The 25,304-nt window shown below is 38.7% G+C and carries 18 protein-coding genes; 11 read left to right on the top strand and 7 right to left on the bottom strand.

Going from position 1 to position 25,304, the window contains the following annotated elements:
* Window positions 1-509 precede the first annotated feature (509 nt).
* Together gppA and rhlB are read right to left on the bottom strand one after the other, a co-directional pair.
* Complete coding sequence (gene gppA / locus QL995_RS18455; RefSeq protein WP_007580584.1) at window positions 510-2,003, bottom strand: guanosine-5'-triphosphate,3'-diphosphate diphosphatase; 1,494 nt, start codon at window positions 2,001-2,003, stop codon at window positions 510-512.
* Between the two features lie 43 nt (window positions 2,004-2,046).
* A complete protein-coding gene (gene rhlB / locus QL995_RS18450; protein WP_002960940.1) occupies window positions 2,047-3,324 on the bottom strand; it encodes an ATP-dependent RNA helicase RhlB in 1,278 nt (425 codons plus the stop codon).
* Window positions 3,325-3,415: 91 nt separating this feature from the next.
* On the opposite strand from rhlB, the gene trxA reads away from it, so the two are divergent.
* On the top strand, window positions 3,416-3,742 hold the full coding sequence (trxA, locus tag QL995_RS18445; protein WP_002960942.1) for a thioredoxin TrxA: 327 nt from the start codon (window positions 3,416-3,418) through the stop codon (window positions 3,740-3,742).
* A gap of 185 nt (window positions 3,743-3,927) precedes the next feature.
* The gene (rho, locus tag QL995_RS18440) at window positions 3,928-5,187 is read left to right on the top strand and encodes a transcription termination factor Rho (RefSeq protein ID WP_002960945.1); all 1,260 of its coding nucleotides are present in this window, start codon (window positions 3,928-3,930) and stop codon (window positions 5,185-5,187) included.
* A gap of 65 nt (window positions 5,188-5,252) precedes the next feature.
* Here rho and QL995_RS18435 read toward each other — a convergent pair whose 3' ends face one another.
* On the bottom strand, window positions 5,253-8,072 hold the full coding sequence (locus tag QL995_RS18435; RefSeq protein ID WP_007580583.1) for an ATP-binding protein: 2,820 nt from the start codon (window positions 8,070-8,072) through the stop codon (window positions 5,253-5,255).
* 76 nt (window positions 8,073-8,148) lie between these two features.
* Here QL995_RS18435 and QL995_RS18430 point away from each other — a divergent pair, with 76 nt between their 5' ends.
* Window positions 8,149-8,721, top strand: coding sequence for a DNA-J related domain-containing protein (locus tag QL995_RS18430; protein ID WP_007580582.1), 573 nt, complete (start codon window positions 8,149-8,151; stop codon window positions 8,719-8,721).
* Window positions 8,722-8,743: 22 nt separating this feature from the next.
* On the opposite strand, the gene dbpA is transcribed toward QL995_RS18430, so the two are convergent.
* Window positions 8,744-10,132, bottom strand: a complete 1,389-nt coding sequence (gene dbpA, locus QL995_RS18425; RefSeq protein ID WP_007580581.1) for an ATP-dependent RNA helicase DbpA — start codon at window positions 10,130-10,132, stop codon at window positions 8,744-8,746.
* Window positions 10,133-10,323: 191 nt separating this feature from the next.
* Here dbpA and QL995_RS18420 point away from each other — a divergent pair, with 191 nt between their 5' ends.
* The 3 genes from QL995_RS18420 to QL995_RS18410 all read left to right on the top strand — a co-directional run bounded on the left by QL995_RS18420 (window position 10,324) and on the right by QL995_RS18410 (window position 15,011).
* A complete protein-coding gene (locus QL995_RS18420) occupies window positions 10,324-12,402 on the top strand; it encodes a TonB-dependent receptor (protein WP_290294801.1) in 2,079 nt (692 codons plus the stop codon).
* Between the two features lie 180 nt (window positions 12,403-12,582).
* Window positions 12,583-13,983, top strand: a complete 1,401-nt coding sequence (locus tag QL995_RS18415) for a M20/M25/M40 family metallo-hydrolase (protein ID WP_165739343.1) — start codon at window positions 12,583-12,585, stop codon at window positions 13,981-13,983.
* An 86-nt stretch (window positions 13,984-14,069) separates the two neighbouring features.
* On the top strand, window positions 14,070-15,011 hold the full coding sequence (locus tag QL995_RS18410) for a tetratricopeptide repeat protein (RefSeq protein WP_197118360.1): 942 nt from the start codon (window positions 14,070-14,072) through the stop codon (window positions 15,009-15,011).
* 44 nt (window positions 15,012-15,055) lie between these two features.
* On the opposite strand, the gene QL995_RS18405 is transcribed toward QL995_RS18410, so the two are convergent.
* Window positions 15,056-15,961, bottom strand: coding sequence for a DUF808 domain-containing protein (locus QL995_RS18405; protein WP_169045189.1), 906 nt, complete (start codon window positions 15,959-15,961; stop codon window positions 15,056-15,058).
* A 146-nt stretch (window positions 15,962-16,107) separates the two neighbouring features.
* Here QL995_RS18405 and QL995_RS18400 point away from each other — a divergent pair, with 146 nt between their 5' ends.
* The 5 genes from QL995_RS18400 (at window position 16,108) to QL995_RS18380 (ending at window position 21,426) form a co-directional block, all read left to right on the top strand.
* Complete coding sequence (locus tag QL995_RS18400) at window positions 16,108-16,389, top strand: MliC family protein (RefSeq protein WP_007580576.1); 282 nt, start codon at window positions 16,108-16,110, stop codon at window positions 16,387-16,389.
* A 66-nt stretch (window positions 16,390-16,455) separates the two neighbouring features.
* On the top strand, window positions 16,456-18,486 hold the full coding sequence (locus tag QL995_RS18395; protein WP_290294799.1) for a methyl-accepting chemotaxis protein: 2,031 nt from the start codon (window positions 16,456-16,458) through the stop codon (window positions 18,484-18,486).
* Window positions 18,487-18,557: 71 nt separating this feature from the next.
* A complete protein-coding gene (gene ubiD, locus QL995_RS18390) occupies window positions 18,558-20,024 on the top strand; it encodes a 4-hydroxy-3-polyprenylbenzoate decarboxylase (RefSeq protein ID WP_007580574.1) in 1,467 nt (488 codons plus the stop codon).
* A 109-nt stretch (window positions 20,025-20,133) separates the two neighbouring features.
* Window positions 20,134-20,847 carry an NAD(P)H-flavin reductase gene (gene fre / locus QL995_RS18385; RefSeq protein WP_024589658.1) on the top strand — a complete coding sequence of 238 codons (714 nt, stop codon included), beginning with the start codon at window positions 20,134-20,136 and terminating at the stop codon, window positions 20,845-20,847.
* A gap of 168 nt (window positions 20,848-21,015) precedes the next feature.
* Window positions 21,016-21,426, top strand: coding sequence for a CBS domain-containing protein (locus QL995_RS18380; RefSeq protein ID WP_007580571.1), 411 nt, complete (start codon window positions 21,016-21,018; stop codon window positions 21,424-21,426).
* Window positions 21,427-21,484: 58 nt separating this feature from the next.
* Here the strand turns inward: QL995_RS18380 and add are convergent, their stop codons facing one another.
* Window positions 21,485-22,486: an adenosine deaminase gene (gene add, locus QL995_RS18375; protein ID WP_007580566.1), complete on the bottom strand. Its 1,002-nt coding sequence runs from the start codon at window positions 22,484-22,486 to the stop codon at window positions 21,485-21,487.
* 126 nt (window positions 22,487-22,612) lie between these two features.
* The gene (locus QL995_RS18370) at window positions 22,613-25,300 is read right to left on the bottom strand and encodes a CHASE domain-containing protein (protein ID WP_290294798.1); all 2,688 of its coding nucleotides are present in this window, start codon (window positions 25,298-25,300) and stop codon (window positions 22,613-22,615) included.
* Window positions 25,301-25,304: the final 4 nt, after the last annotated feature.

The raw sequence follows: 25,304 nt of genomic DNA, 5'->3' as shown, positions 1-25,304 counted from the left end.
ACAGCTCAATGAATTCTGAATTTATTTTAATATCTTTCGATATTGAATTGACTGTGCCGAATAATTACCGAAATAACTATTCTGTTGGTCACTCAGTTTTCAATTGAGACTCTAATTTGTTTGCCTCACTACCTAAGTAGGTTGGCTGTTAGAACTCAATCTGTACGAGTGCCCACACAGATGATTGCTTTATATTGTTAAAGAACGTTGCGATTATAAAGTTAAACTTTATCTCGCTAGGGCTGCGCATATTACGCTTTCCTATTTTTTTGTCAACACTTAAATTTAAACTTTCTAAAAAGATTCAAACTAAGTTTTACTTAACACCCTGAGTTGTTCGTGCCTCGCTATGCGTTGGCGTTTCCCGTCTCAGTGGGGTCGCATTATAGGGAGATCCGAAAACAGATCAACCCTTTTTTGAAGAAAACTTGAAATAATGTGCTGTTCGCACATATTTGCATCGAAATGGTTACTTTAAACACTAAAAAGGCCCTGATGGGCCTTTTTAATTAGTTTACTATGAGCTTCCACCCAAGTTTACCTTGCTGTTTAGACTCTTGTTGTAGCTCGCTGGCCATTAATGGATGATCTTTTAACCAGTTACTTTCAAACTTAAGGTCTAACACTTCATTTTTAGCAGTTAACTCAAACATAGGCAGTACATCATCTTGTCTGCGCATTGATAAGATGACTGCTATCCGTAGTAATCTCACTATATATTGCGCCAATAGACTATTTACGCCGAGTGAATTAAAACAGCCTTTTGGAAAATCAGAACGATGCGCATCTGCTACCGCTACTATTAATTTATGCTCTGACTGTGAAAAACCAGGCATATCGGTATTTTCCAAAATATAAGCGGTGTGTTTATGGTACTGCTTATATTCTATTAGTAATCCAATCTCATGAAGCTGCGCTACCGCTTTTAATAGTGGTAACCCATTTAAACGTTCAATTGGCCAATCTTTATCAATACTTACCGCTAACTGCATAGCTAAGCTTGAAACCCGACACGCTTGTTTTTGATCAACGTGATAACGACTCATAAACCCATCAACTGTGCGTTTACGAATGTCGTTATTATGAAACTCCGGAACCATGCTATATAAAACGCCTTCACGCAGTGCTCCACCCGCCAATCCCATTTTTTCTATTTCAAGAGATTCAAATAGTGCGATTAAGATTGCGAGCCCTGATACAAATACCAGTCGACGGTCTTCACTTAATCCAGGAAGGTCTAGCGCTGCAATAGTGCTAAATGCAATTGCTTGCTCTTTTATAGTGTTGAGCTTTTCAAGCGTAAGTAAATCGTCAAGGTTTTGAGCGACCATAATTTCTTGAATTGCTTGCACTGTGCCAGAAGCACCAGATGCAATTTGCCATCCCGCTGTTTTATATTCTGGAGAAATTTCATCAATGACTGTACGAGCTGCTTTTATGGCTGCGTTAAAGTTACTCTTACTTAATTGGCAGTCTTTGAAATAGCGTTCAAGATAGGTAACACACCCCATATTGAGGCTTTTGTAATGTAAGGCATCAAATGCTTTACCAATTACAACTTCGGTACTTGCACCACCAATGTCAATAACAAGCTGTTTGCCAGTACAAGATGAAGTATGAGCAACACCTTTATAAATTGTACGCGCTTCTAATTCTCCGCTAATAACATTAATGTTATGGCCAAGAATCTTTTCTGCATGATTTTTGAATACTTCGGCGTTAGTTGCTAACCGTAAGGTGGCTGTTGCTACTATGGTGATGTTTTTATCTGGGATATCTTGTAGACGCTCAGCAAAAAGGGCAAGGCATTCCCAGCCTCGCTGCATTGCTTCAGTGCTCAATACGTTATCTTTATCAAGCCCTGCGGCTAATCGGACTTTGCGTTTAACACGTCCAATTGTTTGTAGACCGCCAGCAATTGATTTGGCTATAAGCATATGAAAGCTATTTGAGCCCAAATCAATAACTGCGTACACATTTTTTTGCGGTTTAAGTTGCCCCACCGTTCAAAAACCTCTAGTTACTACTACTTATACAAACGGTCGTTTACGACCGTCCTTTTTGGTAACTATTATTTGGGCGACGTCCGCTGTTATTACTACGGTTACGTGGACCTGTTGAATAGTTGCGCTTTCTTTGAATAATAGGCTGAGTTAAATCATCTAGCAATGCTGTTTTATCATAATGTGATAAAGGAATGCTGTGCTCTATATATTCTTCAATTTCATGCAGGTTATATGCATATTGCTCACATGCAAAACTAATTGCGTGGCCTGATGCACCAGCGCGGCCAGTACGACCAATACGGTGAACATAATCTTCACAATCGTCAGGTAAATCAAAGTTAAATACATGACTTACTTCTGGAATATGAAGACCACGCGCTGCAACATCAGTCGCAACTAAAAAGTCTAAGTCGCCTTTGCTAAACTGCGCTAATATAGTTTGGCGTTTTTTCTGGTTAACATCACCAGTAAGCATACCTACACGATGACCGTCTGACTTAAGCCAAGCATATACTGTTTCACAACTGTGCTTGGTATTTGCAAACACGATTGCTTTCTCTGGCCATTCTTCTTCAATTAAAGTTAACAACAGCTTAATTTTATCTTCTTGCGAAGGATGAAATAGCTCTTCTTGAATACGTTTACCCGTTTTAACGTCAGGTTCAATTTGAACATGTTCTGGGTTTGTCATGTGCTCAAAAGCTAATTCTTGTACGCGATACGATAATGTGGCAGAAAATAATAAGTTTAAACGCTTTGATGTATCTGGCATACGATCGAACATATAGCGAATATCTTTGATAAAACCTAAATCGAACATACGATCAGCTTCGTCAAGCACGACTACCTCAATTTCATTAAGGGTGTAACAGCCTTGCTTATACAGATCAATTAGACGACCTGTAGTACCAATTAAAATATCAACGCCTTTTTCTAGTTGTGCACGTTGTTTTTCGTAATCTTCGCCACCATATACTAAACCTAAGTTAAGATTACAGTGCGGCGCTAAAATTTTAGCATCTTTGTGTATCTGAATCGCAAGCTCCCGAGTAGGGGCCATGATCAGGGCTCTTGGATGTTTACTAGGTGCTTTGCTAGATTGTAATAACCGATGGCACGTGGCAGTTAAAAACGCCAACGTTTTGCCTGTACCTGTTTGAGCTTGGCCCGCGATATCGCGTCCATCACAAATAAAAGGTAGGCATTTTGCTTGAATAGGTGTGCAATATTCAAACCCATTCTCGGTTAAACCGGCAACCACTTCCGGTGCGATAGCAAAGTCTGAAAACTTTTTATCGGTTAAATGTGTCTTAGTCATAGCGTTTAAGCATAACGTTTAAACTTGCAATAAGAAACAAGAGTGTTTAAATACGCACTAAATATTTCGCCTAACTAAATCGGAGAGCGCAATGAGCGAGAAAATAATCCAAATTACTGACGATAGCTTTGAAGCTGACGTATTACAATCTGACAAACCAGTACTAGTAGATTTCTGGGCTGAATGGTGTGGACCTTGTAAAATGATCGCCCCTATTCTTCACGAAGTTGCTGATGAATACGACAGCCGTGTGACTGTTGCTAAATTAAACATTGACCAAAATGCTGGCACACCGCCAAAATTTGGTATTCGTGGTATCCCTACTTTACTTCTTTTTAAAGATGGTCAAGTAGCTGCAACGAAAGTAGGTGCTCTTTCAAAAACTCAACTTATTGAGTTTTTAGAAAACAACATCTAACTGTAAGCTAGAACAATAAAAAGGGCTTTTTGCCCTTTTTTAAATTTATTTTGTATAAAGACTGGACGCTTTGCCAGTGAACTGCTAGTTTATAAAGCCAACTAATCCTTAGTTATATTCAACAAACCTCACTCAACGATCAAAGCGATTTTGAGTATGACAACTGTAATAAAGAACCCACCAATATGCATTTACGCGAATTAAAAGACAAGTCCATTAAAGAGCTTGTAGACTTAGCTGAGTCCATGGGGCTCGAAAACGTAGCCCGCTTAAGAAAGCAAGATATCATTTTTGCCATTCTTAAATCCCATGCCAAAGGCGGAGAGAATATCTTCGGCGGCGGTGTATTAGAGATTTTACAAGATGGTTTCGGCTTCTTAAGATCATCAGAAGCCTCTTACTTAGCTGGCCCAGATGACATTTATGTTTCACCTAGCCAAATTCGCCGTTTCAGCATGCGTACTGGCGATTCAATTTCAGGTCTTATTCGTCCACCTAAAGACGGTGAACGTTACTTTGCTTTACTTAAAGTAAATGAAGTTAACTTTGATAAACCTGAAAACTCTCGAACTAAAATTCTTTTTGAAAACCTTACTCCATTACATGCAAACGAACGTTTTCGCATGGAACGTGGTAACGGCAGTAAAGAAGATATTACAGCCCGTGTACTTGATTTAGCATCTCCTATTGGCCGCGGCCAACGTGGTTTGTTAGTAGCTCCGCCAAAAGCGGGTAAAACAATGCTACTTCAAAATATTGCACAATCAATTACGCACAATCATCCTGATGTAACATTAATGGTTTTACTTATTGATGAACGTCCGGAAGAAGTAACAGAGATGCAACGCCTAGTTAAAGGTGAAGTTATTGCATCAACGTTTGATGAACCAGCTTCTCGTCACGTACAAGTTGCCGAAATGGTTATCGAAAAAGCAAAACGCCTAGTTGAACATAAAAAAGATGTTGTTATCTTATTGGATTCAATCACTCGTTTAGCACGTGCTTATAACACCGTTATTCCTTCATCAGGTAAAGTACTTACTGGTGGTGTTGACGCTAACGCATTACATAAACCTAAGCGCTTCTTTGGTGCTGCACGTAACGTTGAGGAAGGTGGTAGCTTAACAATCATAGCTACAGCTCTTATCGATACTGGCTCTAAAATGGATGAAGTTATCTACGAAGAGTTTAAGGGTACTGGTAACATGGAACTTCACCTTAACCGTAAAATTGCGGAAAGACGTGTATTCCCAGCTATCGACTTTAACCGCTCAGGTACTCGTCGTGAAGAATTACTAACAAAACCAGATGAACTTCAAAAGCTTTGGATTTTACGTAAAATTGTTCATGACATGTCAGAAATTGATGCAATGGAATTCTTAATCGATAAACTATCGATGAGCAAAACCAATGATGAATTTTTTGATTCGATGAGACGCCAATAAAAGCGTTTTAATTGAATAAAAAAAGCGCCTTAGGCGCTTTTTTTTGTGTCTGGATTAAATACAGTTTAACTTTCATTATACTTTTTAAGTACACCCTGCAGCGTATCAACGAGCGCTTTAAAATCATTTGCACTGCTTTTTTGGCTTCTGCGTAGAAGTGCTCTGTCTAAATTTTTAGCCGATTGCGCAATTTCATCCAAACCAAACATTTGTGCAGCCCCTAAAATGCGATGGCTATCTTTTTGTAGCGCATCTAAATCTTCGCTTATAAAATGCTGCGTAATCGTTTCACTCTCCAAAGCAAAGCTCTGCTTGAAACTAATCACAAGATCGCTCATATCAACTTCATTTTGCTTTGTAATTGGCTGATCTTCTGCATTATGTAGGTGACTAGAAAGCGCTTTATAAAATGACTCTTTGTCTATCGGTTTACCTAAGTAACCAGTAAACCCTAACTCTAAATAACCATCCACTTCATGACTCATAGCATTTGCTGTTAAAGCAAAAATAGGTCGCTCAAAACCACATTGTTTTAATAGCTGAAAAGCAGAACGCCCATCCATCACTGGCATTTGAATATCGAGCAATACCAAATCTGGATATTCTTTTAAGCACTGCTCTACCGCTTGCTCACCATTTTCAACAGCAATAACCTCGAGTCCCATTGAGCGTAAATAACGACTTATTAACCTACGATTATCAGGATGATCCTCCGCAAGTACGACACGACCTGCCAATTGCTTATTTGCCTTAGGAGCACTTTGAGTTTCAATCATGCTTTGAGATTTATTTACTTCTGCGCACGGTAAAAAGAACGAAAACTGACTGCCCTTTTTGTATTCGCTTTGTACGCTGATATAACCACCCATCATCGCAGCTAATTGTTGCGATAAGCTAAGGCCTAACCCTGTACCACCAAAGCGACGGCTAATGCTGTTATCAGCTTGGCTAAAGCATTCAAAAATAAGCTTTAACTGTTTAGAGCTCATACCAATACCGGTATCTTTTACAATAATAACTAGTCCTTGCTCACTCTTATTTAATGCAATAATGATCTGCCCTGAATGAGTAAACTTAATAGCATTTGCACATAAGTTTATAAGAATCTGCTTTACGCGTATTAAATCCAGCTTAGTGTAAAACTCATTACCCACTTGATTGTCTAAAATAAGATGTAGATTTTTTGCTTTTGCTTGGGTGATAAACATTGCGTGCACATCATTTACCAGCTCTACAATATCAAAGCACGAAATATTTAACTCTAATCTATTGGCTTCAATTTTACTTAAATCAAGTACATCATTTATTAAGCTTTTTAAATGGTCACTGTGACGCTGAATTACTCTTAATTCATCTTTAAGTGACTCAGGCTCATATAATTCATTAATTAAAGCATCTGTTTGCCCTAAAATAGCCGTTAGTGGAGTGCGAATTTCGTGACTAATATTAGCCAAAAACTGGCTTTTAACATCGTTGGCTTCTCTCAGCTCTTGTGCAATTGCCTGCAATTCTGCAGTACGTTGCGTAACTTGTTCTGTTAACTGCTGCTTAGCGCGTTTTTCTGCACCACGGCGATAAAGCGCAATACCAGTTACGACAACTAAAAGTAATAGTAAAAAAGAGAATAAAGTAAGCTGAGAACGCTGCGACATTTTTAGCTCTTGCACACGGCGATCTTGTTTAAGTTTTTCTATCTCTTGGTTTAATTGCGTTGCTTTAAATTGATGCTGAAGTACCGCTAGTGCATTTATAATTGCCGTACTTCTGAGCTTTCGCAACTCACTAATATATTTTTGTTGCAAAGCCATTGCGCTTGAATAATCGCCTTTACTGGCTTCAAGAAGTGCTTTGGCCCCCAAGCTCTCTCTAATTATTCGCTCACTACCATATTCATGAGCAAGTAAAATTGCTCTATCTAAATTTATTTGCGCCTCTTCTAAGTTGCCCTTAACAAACTGAATTTTAGCCAGCGCATGTAGCGCATTAAGCTCTAAATTATGGTTATCTATTTTAAGGGCGTAGTACTCACCTAATTTAGCTTGCTCGTACGCTTCATCCACTTTTTTTAATACTAAATTAGTATTTGCTAGGTTTGTATATTGTGTAGATAACTTATTGTAATCATTAGCTGAAATATAATAGCGTAGCGCTAGCTGGTAATAATGCAGTGCTAAGTCAAATTGATTACTCTCCATATGGGCAACACCCATATTGTTATATACCTGCGCAATACCGCTTTTATCATCTAATCGTTGATAAACCTTAAGTACATCTTGATAAAGACCAAACGCACTATCATAGCGTGATAAGCGTATATAAACGCCTGCTATATTAAGTAGTATATCGGTTTTATCTTGCTCACTGCCGTACGCCTCGTAGATAGCTTTTGCTTTTAAATAAAACTCTAGGGTATCGCCTAGCTTATTCATATTAAAATAGGCCAAACCAATATTATTTAATAAGTTTGCCTGCTCTAGTAATTGCTTATTCTTTTCTGCTAATGCTAGGGTACGGGTATATTCAATAATCGCTTTTTGAAATAAGCCTTGATAAAAAAGTACAACACCTTGCATTTTAATTGCACGAAAGTGCTCATCAGGGAAGAAAGTATCCGAAGTATGTTGTTCAAGTAATTTAAAGTAATGTAATGAGTCTTTAAAATTATCAACCGATAACGCAGTATTACCCAATGCCGAATAAACAGCGACACGCTCTTTTTTGGAGGCATTTTTATTAGCAAGTAGCATGTTTGCTAATTGTAATTTAGGCTCCCACTGCACTTCGTTTTTGAATTGCTCAAATAACGAATCATTATTTTGGGCATAGCTAGGAGCTATTAGTACACAGCATATAGTAAATAAGAGGCATTTTAACTTGCCCAGCATAATTTTAATCCTTCAAACCGTTACTTATATCAGTGTAATCTTTATTGAAGATACACCAACTACTAGGGCCTAAACAATGCTTAACCCACTGATTGATGAGATTTTTGAGCTAATACTAACAAAGCAGGTTTGGCAAGTTCATACTTTAGCAGCAGAACTGACAAACCGCAGCGCTATGACCACTCTCGATAAAAGTCCTGAACGTGATTTATTTAAACGTAACTTTTTAATCATGAATGCACTGTACCAACTGCAGGCACAATTACGCCCTCAGAGTTTACTCATTTCAGCTCTGCATATCGAGCTTTTAGAAAAAGGAGATAATAGTTTAGTAACAACAAGCGAAAATTTGCGAGATTATTATTTAGATTGGCATAATTACGATACCAGTGAAGAGCAGATTGATGAGCTTTTAAATAGCTTTTGGCGTCAGTTTAAAACGACATCACCACAACAGGCTTTAAATGAAAATGAATTTAAAGCATTGGCTTTAGAATGGAAGTTACCTGAAAATTTCACTCTTAAAAATGTTCAAAAGCGCTGGAGACAACTTGCATTACAAGTGCACCCAGATAAACCAAATGGCTGTGAAGTTGAGTTTAAAAAAATAAAAATACAATACGAGCAGCTAAAGGTAGCTGCTCGTTAATCTATTAATTTAGAAGTTTAAATTAACGAGTAAGGCGGCGTGCGCGTATTTTACGCCCTTTAATATTGCCTTCGGTTAATTTACGAAGCGCAGGTTTTAATGAGTTACGCTCAACAGCAACAAACGCTACGTTATCAAGTACGTTAATTTTACCCACCTGACGACCTGCAACCCCATCTTTACCCGTTAAAGCACCTAAAATATCACCTGCACGTACTTTTTGTTTTTTACCTGAATCAATCATCAAAGTAACCATTTCAGGGCGGTACGGTGGCTTGTCTAATAAATTAAATGGTGGCATTTGCTCTGGAGTAATATCGCGTTCGTAATGTTCGCCTATTTGAGCAATTTTAAACGCTTCTGCTTCACCGTAAATAGAACATGCAATGCCCTTTTTACCAGCGCGACCTGTACGACCAACACGATGCACATGTGTTTGCGTGTCATGTGCTAAATGGTAGTTAATCACCATATCCATATCGTCAATATCTAAACCACGTGCAGCAACATCGGTTGCAACAAGTATTGAAGCACTTTTATTTGAAAAGTGAATTAACGTACGTTCACGATCGCGCTGTTCTAAATCACCGTGTAGCGAAACAGCACTAAAGCCTTCATCAGCTAAATCGTCACACACTTGTTGTGTTTCTACTTTAGTATTACAAAACACAACACAGCTTTGTGGTGTAAATTTAAGTAATAATAATTTTAGCGTTGGGTAGCGCTGCTTATTATTATCCATTTTGTAGAAGTACTGCTTAATTGTGCTTTTGGCTTGCTCTTCTTCTACTTTAACCATTTCTGGATTTTTAAGTACACGCTTAGCAATTGCTTCAATAGCTCTTGGGAATGTTGCACTAAATAACAATGTTTGACGATTTTGTGGGATACGCTCAATAATTGCATCAAGTGTATCTTGAAAACCCATATCAAGCATTTGATCGGCTTCATCAAGTACCAATGTTTCAACATCATCTAAACGTAAAGTACCTTTACGAATATGGTCATCAACACGCCCAGGTGTGCCAACAATAATATGCGCGCCATGTTCAAGCGAGCCTATTTGTGGACCAATTGATACACCGCCACATAACGTTAATATTTTAATGTTATGGATACCGCGCGCTAATTTACGCATTTCAACCGCAACCTGCTCGGCAAGCTCACGAGTAGGACACAACACTAAAGATTGAATACGAAAGCGTTTTACGTTTAATTTAGCTAACACACCCAAGCTAAACGCAGCAGTTTTACCTGAACCGGTTTTTGCCTGAGCAATGATGTCTTTACCAGCAAGTACAGGCGGTAAACTTTGCGCTTGTACAGGTGTCATATGCGCATAACCAAGTGTTGATAAATTATCAACGAGTCCAGCTGGTAAAGCCAAAGATGAAAAAGCAGTTGAAGTCACAGTAAGTTCCATAGCAATAAAAATAACGTGGGGGAAAGCCCCACTAAATATGCTGCTAATAATAGCAGAATTCGTAATTAGCAACCATTAACAAACACATAATAAAGTACGTTAACAAAAGGTGTTGAAAATGATAGTAGTTTGCATTAAGATCGCGATTGTTTTTTACATATCACTGCTGGAAGCAAACAATGAAACTGAATTCTCTTTACATAGCACTATTAGCAAGCATTACAACAAACACATACGCAAACACTACTGACCTTGAGCGTATAGAAGTAAAAGGTAGCTACTTTAACGATTACAAAGTAGATAACGCTAATGGCGCAATGAGAACATCAGCTTCATTACTTGAAACCGCACAATCTGTAACCGTAATAACCGACACTATTATTAGTGAGCAACTTGCCACTACCCTTGGCGAAGTACTAACAAATGACGCAAGCTTAACTGCAGGCTCACAACAACGTAATCGTGAGGTATTTAACTTACGTGGGTTTGAGCTAAGCTCATCGACAGGTTATTTACGCGACGGTCATCAGCATTGGTCGCACTACCAACAACCAATCGAAATTTTACAACAAGTTGAAGTAATTAAAGGCCCATCGAGCATTTTATATGGTCAATCAGGTCCGGGGGGCTTGGTGAACATGGTTACTAAAAAGCCTACAGCACAAACATTATTTAATGCCAGTGCCGATGTAGACCAACATGGCTCAACGCGCTTTATGGTTGATGCTGCTGGTGCCTTGACTGAATCTGAAGATTTACGTGCTCGTGGTATTTTAGTTAAACAAGATGTTGATTACTGGCGTGAATACCAAAACGGTGAAAACCGCGAGCGTGACCGTTTTTTAGGTGCTTTAGTTGTAGATTACGATATTAGCGACAACGCATTAGTACGTGTGCATTACGACCGCACAGACGACGAAGCAGGTTTAGATACTGGTGCATGGATAGACGACAATGCCAATGTAATTGGTGATGATAAAACAATCCGTGATATGTCTTGGGCGTTTACCGATATAACCGTAGAAAACCTAGGTGTAGACCTAGAAGTATTTTTAACCGATAACTGGCAAGTAAAGCTTGGCTATAACGAACAAACATTTGAACGCCAACGCTTTGAGTCAGCACCGCGTATGCCAGGTGGCTTTGCTGAAGGCGATAGTTATGAATCTCGCCCTTATGATCGCTTTGACGATTGGCAATTTAAAACTGCATTTATTGATTTTATTGGTGAATTTAAAACAGGTAGCTTACAGCACCAATTTTTAATTGGCGCAAACTCGCTTGATTATTACTACGGACAGCGCCGTACCTCTGCCGACTATTTTGATTTTTCTGCAGGACAAGCAGAACCATCTCGTCCATCAGTAAGCTATAAAACAGATGATACAGTAAGCGAAACTGAATACGACTACTACGGAATTTACGTTCAAGACTTAATTTCGTTCTCGCCTGAGTGGCAACTATCATTGGGTGGTCGTTACGACAAACAAAATAGCACAGGAAATGATAACGAGTCATTTGTACCAAAAGTAGGTGTGCTTTATCACCCAAATGCTTCTGCAACTATATACGCTAGTTACTCAGAAGGTTTTGAGCCTCAAGGTAGTGAAACACTGATTGATGAAACAGATGTAAATAACGGCATGAAATTAGATGCTGTTACATCTAAGCAAAGAGAGATTGGTATTAAATGGCAGTTATTTGATGACCGCCTAATGCTTACCAGTGCTATTTTTGATATTAGCAAAGAAGGTACTCTTGTTAGCGAACAACTTGAGACGCCTATTGGCTCATTCACAAGTGAAACAAACCAAGTGGGTGAACAACGCCACAAAGGTGTTGAAGTAAGCGCACAAGGTGCCGCTACTGACCGCTTATTTGTTATGGCATCAACTATGTATCTAGATGCTAACTTTGAACGCGATGAAGTATTGGAAGGTAAACGCCCTACCGACGCACCAAAATGGTCGGCATCACTTTGGACGCGTTATGAATTAAACGACGCCATTGCACTTAATGCTGGTGCTTTTTACGAAGGTGAGCGCTTTGCCGATAGCGCCAATACAATTACTAAAGATGCATATACGCGTGTTGATGTAGGTGCAACTTATAAGTTTAACTTAAGTAATACCGATATTAACTTACGCCTTAACATCGAAAACTTATTTGATAAAAGCTATTTAGGTGGTGGCGGCACAAATAATGTAACTGTTGGCGAGGGCACAAATCTTCGTTTAGCTGCGCAATTTAGCTTTTAAATAAATACCTTAAATAACAGCTTTAAAATATAGCCCGCGTACATTTACGCGGGCTTTTTTATATCTAAATATTCACACCTAACAGCATTAAACCTATTACAAAGCCTATTCATCTCATCTATTTTTTATCATGTTTGTTACATGCTCTAATAGCGCTAATTATTAAAAAGGCCTACCAAAATGAAAAAATTAATTACCGCACTGCTGCTTACTAGCAGTATGGCTGCAAACGCTAACAGCGCCGAATTTACCCAAAAGCAATTACAACAAGTAGACAAAGTGCGCACCTCTGCACTAAATAGTGATTTAAGTTATAAATTACTAGAGTCATTAACAACTGAAGTAGGCCCACGCCTTCCTGGTACCGAAAACGATAAAAAAGCCGTGGCATGGGCTCAAGCCAAATTTAATGAACTGGGCTTTGATAAAGTATGGTTAGAAAAAGCCACATTTCCTGAATGGCGCCGTTATAGCGAAAGCGGAAAAATACTAACACCAAGCGAGCAACCACTGCACTTAACTGCATTAGGTAACAGTATAAGCACGCCAAAAGATGGGATTACAGCGCCGGTTGTATTATTCGAAACACTTGATGAATTAAAAGCCGCACCGGCAAACAGTTTAAAAGGTAAAATTGCGTATATTAATTACCGTATGAACCGCGACATAGACGGGAATGGTTACGGACCTGCTGTAAAAGCACGCGGTACAGGCGCTATAGAAGCATCTAAAAAAGGCGCTGTTGCCTACATGATGCGCTCGGTTAGTACCGGTCATCATCGCTTTGCACACACTGGCGGTAGTTACTACAAAGAAGGTGTTACAAAAATACCTAACGTAACAATTGCTAACCCAGATGCAGATCAAATAGCACGCTTAGTTGCTTTAAATAAAGAAGTGTCGGTAAATATTAATGTGCAAACCGAAAGCCTTGGTGAAGGCACTGGTTATAACGTTATTGGCCAATTTAATGGTACCGAAAACCCTGAGCAATATGTATTAATTGGGGGGCATTTAGATTCTTGGGACTTAGGGACTGGCGCATTAGATGACGGCGCAGGCGTTGCACTAACAATGGCAGCCGCTAAACATATTAGCGATGTAAAACGCCCTAAGCGCAGTATTCGTGTGGTACTTTTTGCAGCTGAAGAGCTAGGTCTTTGGGGTGCAAAAGCTTATTTTGCAGAGCATAAAAACGAGCTAAGCAATATTGTTGCAGCCGCTGAGTCTGATTTTGGCGCCGATGTTGTATATGCTTTTGAATCGAACGTAAGCGCAGAGTCACTTCCTGTAGTTCGCGCTATAGCAAAAGAACTTGCGCCGTTAAATATTGAGCACATTGGTAAAAACCAAGCGAATGGTGGCCCCGATCTAATTCCACTTAAAGCAGCAACGTCAGCGCCTATTTTTGAACTTGCTCAAGATGGAACAGATTACTTTGATTACCACCATACAGCTGACGATACGCTTGATAAAGTGACACCTGCTAAGCTTCGTCAAAATACCGCTGCATATGCTGTATTTGCTCTAATGGCTGCCGATGCAAAAACCACTATCAAGCCTAAAGCTCAAAATAAGTAATAACAGACATACTTACTTACAGTTTGTAGCTTTAACTAACACGCTTCTTGTTTTACCTTTAGGTAATTAAACAAGGAGCGTGCTTTATGTTACTTTTCAACACGAGTGAATCATTTCCACATTTTGCACAAATAACACGCTGCCCTCACTGCCAAAGCGACGCCTACCATTTAGTAAATAAAAGCCGCTATTTACGATTTAGCATTTTACCTATGCTTGCCTTAAAATTAAGCTATAAACGCGAGTGCTATCAATGCGGAAAAAGCGAACCTGTTAAAATACCGCAACTACCGTTAATAGAAAAACTAAGCCTACCTAAATACTTTATTGGCGTATTTTTATTGCTTTGGATTGTTTCGTTTTTTTATCAACAACACCTTGATACCGAGACTCAAAAGCAAAGCTATTTGAATACACCTAAAATATATGACACCTACTTAGTACACGCCGACAAATTTACACACGAACCCTGGACCCTAACCAATTTAAGAATTGCTCAAGTTTTAAGTTTTGATAAGCAGTTTATTACCTTTCAGATAAGCAACTACAGCTATAAACGTAATAATAGTATTACTTTGGCAATGCGTACCAGCCAACTAATTCAAGACAATTACTTCTCCACTAAAACAATCACTCTCCCTCGTGATGAAGTAAAGCGTTTGTATAAAGACGAAGCTATTTATGACGTGCTGCGACCTTATGCCAACAGCCTTTATGGCGGGTTTGTGATGTTTCCTCCCAAACCTAAGCCACTATATAAAGGTTTAAAACTCGATAAAAACAATCAACAAGGCATTAATTATTTTAAAGATAAGTTGTTTTTTGAAGCATTTAATAGCTTTAAGCTAGCTGCTGAAGCGGGTTCTCAATGGGGGCAATTAAATTTAGCGCAAATGTATCGTGATGGTCAGGGAATAGCTCAAAATTATCAACAGGCTATTTATTGGTATAAAAAGGCCATTGAGCAAAAAAATACTAAAGCACAATTTGAATTAGAATCGCTTTGTAAAATAGCTAACTGTGAATGAGTGAATTTAAATATAGCTGGCGCAACAAGTACGCCAGCTATAAACTATTTTTTAAATAACTTTGTATAACTTACATGTATAAGCACAACAACTAAGCCGGCAATAACACCTAGCAAACCATCAAATAATAGAGGCGCTAATACTTCTCCTGTGCCGCCAGCAACAGACTGAGCATAGCTCGTTACATCTATCTGCGTGTGATGCAGTAACTCAACACCATGCACTAAAATCCCCCCACCTACTAAAAACATCGCAATAGTGCCCGCAAATGCTAAAAACTGCATTAATCTAGGCGCTGCTGCGAGTAAGCCTTTACCAAGTAACTCTTTAAATTTATTAGCTGACACTTTAGATTGGTTGAGTAAATAAAGCCCGGCATCATCCAGCTTTACAATACCGGCCACTAAGCCATAAACGCCAATCGTCATTATAATTGCGATAACACAAAGCACTAAAGCTTGGTTAAGTAATGTAGCGCCTGCCACAGTGCCTAAAGTAATAACAATAATTTCGGCAGAAAGAATAAAGTCGGTTCTTATTGCCCCTTTTATTTTTTGTTTTTCGTACTCAACTAAATCTAATTTTTCATCTTCATCTACCACTTCATTGTGATGAGGCAAAAACTTAGCAAATACTTTTTCAGCTCCCTCAAAACACAAAAACAAACCACCCATCATTAAAAGCGGTGTTATTAACCAAGGCAGCCATACGCTTATTAATAAAGCAGCGGGTACGAGTATCGCTTTATTTAAAAATGAGCCCTTTGCCACAGCCCAAACAACCGGTAATTCACGCTCTGCTGCAACACCTGTAACCTGCTGTGCATTGAGCGCTAAGTCATCGCCTAATACACCCGCTGTTTTTTTTGTTGCTACCTTACTCATTGTCGCAATGTCATCAAGTAAAGTGGTTATATCGTCTAATAACGTTAAAAGGTTAGTGCCTGCCATAAAGCTTCCGAGCTCAAAAAATATTGCTATAAACATAACGTAAAGCGCTACTTTCACCAACGGTTAATTTTGCTTTGTTATTCTTACGTTAGATTAAAATTTTGCCCTGTGTTTTAACTAACTTTTAAAGAAGATGGGAGGAAAAAATGAAAGTATATTTAGCATTAATCGCTATTTTACTAAGCTTAACCGCATGTAGTGATTTACAAACCAGTACTGCTTACCAATGCGATGATGAGAGTGTAAAACTCAATATCATTAATAATTCTGAAGCCGAACTTATCTTTAACAATAAAGTGCATGTACTTAATCACGAAAAAAGTGCATCAGGGAATAAATATATAAGTGAAGAGGTACTGTTTTGGGGTAAGGGAAATGAGGCCATGCTAATCATTGCTGGTAAAAAAAGACAGTGCATCAAGGTTTAACACAAAACTAACCAATAAATTACAGCAATGCTACAATAATTAAAGACCCATTATTGTGATGAAGTTATGCGTTCAATTGCGATCAAACATAAAATAATTTTAGCTTTTACAGCCATTGGTTTATTGGTGCTAACAAGTAGTGTGTTTTTTTATTGGTCATTAAACAAAATTAGCGTTAACAATACCCGAACCGAAAAATTAGCGGTTCCTGTACAACAGTTCAGTAAAGATTTAAGGCTATCATTACTGTCTATTACCAAATTTAATGCCTTAGCTTACAGCCAAGCAAACCTTGATTTACTTCAACAAAATAAAAAACAGGCGCAAGCTGAGCAACAACAATTTAGCGATATGCTCAATTCATTAAGCACTCAACTAAATCAACAAATAACAATGCAAAATTTACTCGCCAGTACCAACGAAGGCTTTGAGCAACTGACTAAAGTAAGTGTCGCAATGTTTAGTGCTAAAGAGAGTAAGTTTGTAGCGCAAAATTCCACCATAGAATTATCAGCAACGTTTAACGAGCAACTTTACAATTTAAGTTCTAACTTACTTGATATAGAACTTTTAGAAGTGCCTGCAAAACAGCAGGCGCTACTTAATGCTATGTTTGGAACAGCGACCCGTATAGATGATTTATTGTTTAACTTAAGCAATAATATAAAAAGCATTACTCAAACTACAAGTATCAATGATTTAAATAGCCATCAGCAAGATACCCTATTTCTACTAGATAACATCCAACCTAATTTCACCTATTTAGAGCAACAAGCGCTACCCTTTAATAATGCGTTTAATGCTAAAAATTTAACGACTAAGTTTAATCAATTAAGAGAGTTACTTAACAACAATACAGGAATTTATGCCCAACAAAATAAAGTACTCAAAAGTACTATTGCTGCGGCTCAAAATTTTGAACACTTTCAACAGCAATTTATAACAACAGAAGGTCAGCTTATTGAACTTAATAAATTGGCTGATGAGCGCTTTAATGCCTTACAAACTAATGCAAAGGCTGCCATAAATACTGGGGTTAGTTCTGTAGTAATTATTACGCTTGTTTTAATTATATTGATTATCGCTATCTCTATTTTTACAACTCGCGCAATGCTAAAACCGCTTAAAAAAGTAAACTGCGATTTAGCCCGAATCGCCTCAGGTGATTTATCAAAGCGAAGCCATCCGCGCAGTAAAGATGAATTTGGTACTTTGCTAAATAACATAAATAAACTCAGTGAAGACCTTACCCAGTTAATTGGCGCAATTAGTAGTGACGCCCATGAACTAGACCGCAGCGCTATTAAAACCAGTGAAAAAGGTCAGCAAATGACGGTTGTTGCACAACAGCAGTTGGAGCGAAGCGCGCAGGCAACATCGCTTGCACAAAATATGCTAACCAACTCACAAGCGGTTTATGAACAAGCAGATAAAACATCAAGTGAAATAACCAATGCATCGCAATTTGCCAATGACGTAAACAAGATTGCTAATAAAAATAGTCTAAGTATAGAAACTTTATTACAGCGCCTTGATAAAGCAGTAGGCAGCACTGAGGAACTAGCCCAACACACTCAGCTTATTGAAGCCATTGTTGAAACAATTAGCAGCATTGCCGAGCAGACCAACTTATTGGCACTCAATGCTGCAATTGAAGCAGCGCGAGCGGGTGAAAACGGACGCGGGTTTGCTGTAGTTGCTGATGAGGTTCGATCATTAGCTGCACGTACACAGACCTCGACTAGCGAAATAAACACCATGATCCAAACATTGCAACAGCACACTCAAACAACTCAAGAACACATTACCGATGGCCAACACCAAGCCAAGCAATGTGTTAAAAACAGCACTGAACTAAATAAAGCCGTAGAGCGTATTAAAAGCACATTGTTGTCTGTTAATCAGATGAGTGAGCAGATTGCTCATGCATCACATGAGCAATTGACTAACAGTAACGACATTCAACAAATAATGGCCAAGGTGACAGAGCAAGCAACCTTGAATGCCAAAAACGCGACAACCCTAGCAAGCGAAAGTGAAGACGTAAATCAACTTGCACACTCCTTAACAAGTGCCGTAGAGCGCTTTAAGTTTTAAGTGCAAGTAATGACTTGGCTTGCATGAAATGGGTATAATACTTCAACTCTTTTGCTTAATAGCGGCCCACAATGAAATATAAAGATCTACGTGATTTTATCGATTTGCTTGAAAAAAAAGGCGAACTTAAACGTATCACCCAAGAAATCGACCCGTATCTTGAAATGACCGAAATATCTGATCGCACATTGCGTGCTAAAGGTCCTGCGTTATTATTCGAAAATCCAAAAGGCTACGATATGCCGGTGCTTACCAACTTATTTGGTACACCAAAACGCGTAGCAATGGGCATGGGCCAAACAGACGTTAGCGAGCTGCGCGAAGTAGGTAAACTACTCGCTTTTTTAAAAGAGCCTGATCCACCAAAGGGTATTAAAGAAGCACTAGGCGCTATACCTATTTTTAAGCAAGTGCTTAATATGCCAGCAAAAGAAGTTAAAAAAGCGCCTTGCCAACAAGTAGTTTTAGAAGGTGATGATGTAGACTTAACTAAATTACCTATTCAGCATTGCTGGCCAGGTGATGCAGCGCCATTAATTACTTGGGGCCTTACAGTCACTAAAGGGCCTTATAAAAAGCGCCAAAATTTAGGTATTTATCGCCAGCAATTATTAGGCAAAAATAAAATAATTATGCGTTGGTTGTCGCATCGTGGTGGCGCGCTTGATTTTCAAGAATGGTGTAAAGAAAACCCTGGGCAGCCTTACCCTGTCTCGGTAGCACTAGGTGCCGATCCAGCTACTATATTAGGTGCAGTAACGCCTGTACCCGACACATTAAGCGAATATGCATTTGCTGGTTTATTACGTGGTAGCAGAACCGAAGTTGTAAAATCTATTTCAAATGACCTACAAGTCCCTGCCAGTGCAGAAATAGTACTTGAAGGTTACATTATGCCAGGTGAAATGGCGCCAGAAGGCCCTTATGGTGACCATACCGGTTACTATAATGAAGTAGATGACTTTCCAGTAATGACGGTAACTCACTTAACGCATCGTAAAGATCCTATTTATCACAGCACATTTACTGGCCGTCCGCCTGATGAGCCTGCGATTTTAGGTGTAGCACTTAATGAAGTGTTTGTGCCGATATTACAAAAGCAGTTTCCTGAAATAGTCGACTTTTACCTTCCGCCTGAAGGGTGCTCATACCGTATGGCGATTGTAACAATGAAAAAACAATATCCTGGTCATGCTAAGCGCGTGATGATGGGGGTTTGGTCGTTCTTACGTCAGTTTATGTATACCAAGTTTGTAATTGTGTGCGATGACGATATTAATGCCCGTGATTGGGAAGATGTTATTTGGGCTATAACAACCCGAATGGATCCTGCTCGCGATACAACATTAATAGAAAACACACCTATTGATTATCTCGATTTTGCATCGCCAGTCTCTGGCCTTGGTTCAAAAATGGGAATGGATGCCACCAATAAATGGCCTGGCGAAACCACCCGCGAATGGGGCGAGCCTATTGTTATGGATAAAGACACCAAAGACCGCGTAGATGATATTTGGGAAAGCCTTAATATTCTTTAAGTGTTTATATGTAAGTACATAACAGGCTATAAAATAACCCTGCAGATATGCTAGAATCGAGTCATTCGATTGCGTATCTGCTGTTTAAAGCGCTGCTAAAAGGTAAAAAATGCAAACATTAAAAGCTGAAGTTGTAGCTATCAGCCCACTTACAGAATTTGTTCACAAAGTAATTTTAAAGCCACAACAACCTGTGACCTTTGAAGCTGGCCAATACATGCAACTCGTATTGGGCGAAAAAGACAAACGTGCTTTTTCTATAGCTAGTCGCCCTTCACAGTGCGATGCAATAGAACTGCATATTGGCGCGTCAGGTGCCGATTCGTATGCAATGCAATCGCTGGAACATTTACGAAACGCCCATACCACTGGGCAGTTAGTAGACATTGAAGCTGGCTTGGGTATTTCACAGTTGCGCCTGCAATGTGAGCGCCCTATTATTTTACTTGCCGGTGGCACTGGTTTTTCATACGCAAAATCAATGGCTGATCACTTAGCTGAAATTAAGTGCGACCGTCCTGTATTATTTTACTGGGGTGTAAAAGAAGAGTCAGCTTTATACGCACATACAGAAATGCAAACATGGGCCGATAGCCACAAAAACTTTGAGTTTATCCCTGTGGTAGAAAATCCATCTGCTAATTGGCAAGGTCACACTGGCTATGTACATAAAGCGGTAATGCAAGATATTGTATCACTTGAACCATACGATATTTATATGGCCGGTCGTTTTGACATGATAGGTATTGTCCGTGATGACTTTATTACTCATGGTGCAATTCGTGAAAACATGTACGCAGATGCATTCGCATTTATCAAATAATTGAAATTAACTTTCAGTTATGAATAAAGGCACCTAATCGGTGCTTTTATTTTATATAACAACAAATACTTAATAGTTAAAACCTATCAATCTCATCAACATAAACAATTTCCTAAATCCCTATCTATAAACCATACTTTGTATAGAACATCAGCGGGAGAGACCCAAATGCTAAATACAAAAGTAAAAGATTTTATGCAACGCAAGTTGCCAAATATCACACCAGATACAGAAATGACGACAGCCATAGCAGAACTACAAAAATTTAAACTACTTGGTGCACCAGTATTTGATAAAGATAAATGCCTAGTCGGATTTATATCTGAGCAAGAACTATTAAAACCACTTACGCAAAGCAGTTATTTTTGTGATGGGATGGTTAAAGTATCGCAACTTATGCAAACAAAGGTAGTGACCGTTAGCGGCGATACCAATATTATTGAGCTTGCAGAGCAAATGCAGCCCGGTAAACCAAAAAACTACCCTGTTGTAGAGGGTGTTAAAGTAATCGGCATGATCAGCCGAGCAGATGTACTTAAAGCACTTTACGATAATTACATGAGCTGCCAAACACACTAAATTGCAGATAACAAAATGCCGCTTATAAAGCGGCATTTTTAATGTGTATTAAATAGAGTTAACGTGCGCTAACGATTGCTGAAAGCTCTTTTTTATCGCCATCGCTTAAAAATGCTATTTCTAATGCATTTTTTTGGGCTTTTTCCATATCAGCTTGAGATAAGCCCGCTTTAGGTGCTGCAACGGTATATTCGTACTCAATTTCAATGCCTTCAACCGCAGGGTCATCAGTATTAATACACGCTAAAATACCGTGATCTAAAAACTGTTTAAGTGGGTGCTTAGCTAAATCGTTTACTGTACTGGTTTGAATATTACTTGTTAAGCACGACTCAATACCAATACGGTTATCGCGTAAGTAATCCATTAGTTTTGGATCTTCAATAGCTTTAACGCCATGCCCTATTCGGCTTGCACCTAGCTCATTAATTGCTTGCCAAATACTTGGAGCACCGAGTGCCTCTCCAGCATGAATAGTCGAAGCTAAATAAGCATTTCGTACTTGTTTAAAGTGCTCTACAAACAACTCACCAGGAAAGCCAATTTCGTCACCGGCTAAATCAACAGCGACTAAATCATTTTTAAATGCGAGTAAAGCATCAAGCTCTTTTTGACATGTTTTTACGCCATAAGTACGCGATAAAATACCAATCAAGTTAGCTTTGATATTTGCACCCTTTGTTGCTGATTTAATACCATCAACAACCGCCTCTACAACCCCTTCTGGGTGTAAACCTTGGCTTTGTGCCATGTAGTAAGGGCTAAATCGAAGCTCTACATAATCAAGGCCTTGTGCTTGTGCATCTTCAATGTTTTCAATCGCTATGCGTCTACACGCATCGTAGTCGCCAAGTACAGTGACACCCCAATCTAACTTTTGTAAAAAAGCCATAAGGTTTGGCTCAGGGTCAATAACTTGAACATGAGGAATTAATGCCTCAACGTTATCTGCAGGTAACTCTATATTAAACTGACGACCAAGTTCTAATATGGTTTGCGCACGTACATTACCATCTAAATGACGGTGAATATCTAGCAAAGGTAATTTTCTATTGATCATAATAGCAACCCAGTTTAGTTAAATTTGCGCGCATGATACGCAGATATAGTTATTTTTCAAGTCTATATGGTTTGCGTTAAGTTTAAGCGGTCATATGTCTGCTTTTTGTGCAAAAAATAACGTTACTTATTTATTTGATAAATAATGCCAAAGAGTTTTAAAAAGCGTATTTGCATCAATAGGTTTGGTAATATAACTATTCATTCCAGAGGCTAATGCCTTTTTAACGTCATCATCATGGGCGTTCGCCGATAGCCCTATTATGGGTAAATCAATTAACCCTAAATCACAACGAATTACTTTTGTTGCTTGGAGTCCATCCATTTTTGGCATCTGAATATCCATAAGAACAATGTCGTAGCTATTTTCGGTTAGCTTTTCTATGGCTTCAAAACCATCATTAGCAATGTCGGCAATACACCCTTTTGTTTTTAAAATGGCACTGGCAACATGCTGGTTAAGTGGGTTATCTTCGACTAAAAGTAACTTATAGTTTGCGAATGATAAGGTACTTACATCTATTTCGTCGTATTGCTGTTGAATTTGCTCTGCCTTTGGTAAAGGCGATATAAGCGGCAAACTAAATGTAAATGTAGAACCTTTACCTTCATAACTGACTAAATCAATTGCACCACCCATTAACTCAACCAACTTTCTGCAAATACTTAACCCTAAGCCTGTACCACCATATTGACGTGAGGTTGAGCTATCGGCTTGCGCAAACGGTTTAAACAATTGTTTTTGTGCTTCGCTACTAATACCAATACCCGTATCGTTAATACTAAAGTAAGTCATTTTTTTCGACTGCCAAATTTTCAGAGTGATCTCACCTTCCCCTGTAAATTTAACCGCATTATTGAGCAGATTCAGCAGCACTTGTTTTAAGCGGATTGGATCGGTATTAATGACCAAATTTGATGTTTTATCAAAATCGAGACTTAACTTTATTGATTTAATGTCAGCTTCAAACTGAAGTAAATTAAGCATTTCATCCGCTAAACTCGCTACGTTAATAGGCTCTTGCATTAAGTCTAGCTTGCCTGCTTCCATTTTTGAAAAGTCGAGCACATCGTTTAATACCCGCAGTAAAACACCCAGTGCTCCATCTGCTTGTTCAATGTAACTTCTTGCTTGTTGCCAATCATTCTGTTGCAGCGCTAAATAATGCAGCCCTTTTATACCGTTAATAGGGGTGCGGACTTCGTGACTCATGTTTGCTAAAAACTGTCCTTTAATATGACTCGCTTCATCTGCTTTTTGTTTTTCTTTGCGTAATGTATGCGTTTGCTTAGCCACTTGTTCGCGAATTTGTATGTTTGTACCTGTAACTGAAATCAAAAATGTAATCAGTAACCACACAAACAACATACCTACTATTTGTGCAAGCCAATACATTAACCAAGACGTTCTAACTATTGGTTCATATAACTCGACCTGCCACATGCGTTTGCCAATCAACAATTGATATTCTTTAAACAGCGTTTGCGAATTATCGGTATCGGCAATATAAATTGCCTGCTTTTTCCCTGGTATCGTTGTATCAAAAAAACTGGCTGAAATTGAGTTGTTGTTATCAAATAATAGTGTTTGCGATAAGCGTTTCAGACTGACAATCGCTGCCACAAAACCTTGAAAATCATCTTCGGTAGACGACTCTCCAAAAACAGGATATAAAAAGAGTACACCGTCTTCAGCTGTATTTTGGACTAAATTAATTGGCTCACTTAGTGCAAGTTCATTAAGCTCTTTCGCTTTGCTAAGCGCTGCACCTCTTACTTTACTAGAAGCTAAATCAAACCCTAAAACACCTTCATTATCTTTTAAGGGATATACATATTTTACAGGAAAGTAATTACTACGAGTACCTGCAGGTTGCCAACCTCCATCAAGTGACTTTTCTTTTATGTATAAAGGTTTGCCTGTGGCTGTATTTTCATGTGTTTCAAAATCTGCGAGTTTATTTGCTGGTACATAAGGTATCCATTCAAATGCTAAAATTTCTTGGCTATAGTCCAACTGCTTTGAAGTAAATTGTTTAAACTCTTTAAAGTTCACGTCATTACTACTAGCAAAAAATGTAGCTAACAATCCTAAGTGAGCAGTAATACCATCGAGCTTCTGGCTTATAGCATTTTGCACAGTAAGTATTTTAGCTTCTTGCTTTTGAATGTCTTTTTCTTTTTTAACACTGGCAGCGCCATAAAAACTAACGCTGATTAGTATATAAATTAATAGTGAAGGTAAAATTACCAACATACGGTGGCGTACTTGCGTGTAATTAAAGGCTGCGAGCATGAGTGGAGTAAATATAAGTACACCGATACTGTCGCCAATCCACCATGCTATAAAGTTATCAAAAATAGCATTGGTCGGAATCACATTATTCAATGCTAATAAACTTGTTCCTACACCTGCAGCAATAACACAACATATTGGCCCCGCTACTATTAAGCTTTGAACACTGTGTTTTAAAGAAGATAAATCTAGCGGAGCCTTTATAACATTTACTATAATTTGACGACCAATCCAAGCCTGTAAAACAGAGGCTAAAGTGACGCAAATAGCTTGTAAAAGCACATTAAAATGAAGAATATCTACGGTGTTATCAAGATGAATTAAGTTAGTACAGAAAGCACCAAGAATAAGGCCAATAAATGACTTACGTCCCCAAATTAAAAAGCTCGCTAAAGCAATTCCTGAGGGCGGCCAAGAGGCGACCGCATAGCCATCTACAGAAAGAAGTGAGTTGCTAAAATACCCAGTAAAAAAGTAAGCACAAGCCAAGCTAAGGGTTAATATTAAAAACTTTCTCAATGCT

Origin of the sequence: Pseudoalteromonas sp. APC 3358 (genome assembly GCF_030408075.1) — a bacterium.
In the GTDB taxonomy this organism is placed as follows: Bacteria; Pseudomonadota; Gammaproteobacteria; order Enterobacterales; family Alteromonadaceae; genus Pseudoalteromonas; species Pseudoalteromonas arctica.
The sequence above is the reverse complement of the archived record's forward strand: the minus strand, read 5'-3'. Positions and strand labels throughout refer to the sequence as shown.

Bases quoted from the DNA above. Each gene is read 5' to 3' on its own strand.
- rhlB (WP_002960940.1), bottom strand. From the start codon at position 3,324: ATGACTAAGACACATTTAACCGATAAAAAGTTTTCAGACTTTGCTATC.
- trxA (WP_002960942.1), top strand. From the start codon at position 3,416: ATGAGCGAGAAAATAATCCAAATTACTGACGATAGCTTTGAAGCTGAC.
- rho (WP_002960945.1), top strand. From the start codon at position 3,928: ATGCATTTACGCGAATTAAAAGACAAGTCCATTAAAGAGCTTGTAGAC.
- QL995_RS18435 (WP_007580583.1), bottom strand. From the start codon at position 8,072: ATGCTGGGCAAGTTAAAATGCCTCTTATTTACTATATGCTGTGTACTA.
- QL995_RS18430 (WP_007580582.1), top strand. From the start codon at position 8,149: ATGCTTAACCCACTGATTGATGAGATTTTTGAGCTAATACTAACAAAG.
- QL995_RS18420 (WP_290294801.1), top strand. From the start codon at position 10,324: ATGAAACTGAATTCTCTTTACATAGCACTATTAGCAAGCATTACAACA.
- QL995_RS18415 (WP_165739343.1), top strand. From the start codon at position 12,583: ATGAAAAAATTAATTACCGCACTGCTGCTTACTAGCAGTATGGCTGCA.
- QL995_RS18410 (WP_197118360.1), top strand. From the start codon at position 14,070: ATGTTACTTTTCAACACGAGTGAATCATTTCCACATTTTGCACAAATA.
- QL995_RS18405 (WP_169045189.1), bottom strand. From the start codon at position 15,961: ATGGCAGGCACTAACCTTTTAACGTTATTAGACGATATAACCACTTTA.
- QL995_RS18400 (WP_007580576.1), top strand. From the start codon at position 16,108: ATGAAAGTATATTTAGCATTAATCGCTATTTTACTAAGCTTAACCGCA.
- QL995_RS18395 (WP_290294799.1), top strand. From the start codon at position 16,456: ATGCGTTCAATTGCGATCAAACATAAAATAATTTTAGCTTTTACAGCC.
- ubiD (WP_007580574.1), top strand. From the start codon at position 18,558: ATGAAATATAAAGATCTACGTGATTTTATCGATTTGCTTGAAAAAAAA.
- fre (WP_024589658.1), top strand. From the start codon at position 20,134: ATGCAAACATTAAAAGCTGAAGTTGTAGCTATCAGCCCACTTACAGAA.
- QL995_RS18380 (WP_007580571.1), top strand. From the start codon at position 21,016: ATGCTAAATACAAAAGTAAAAGATTTTATGCAACGCAAGTTGCCAAAT.
- add (WP_007580566.1), bottom strand. From the start codon at position 22,486: ATGATCAATAGAAAATTACCTTTGCTAGATATTCACCGTCATTTAGAT.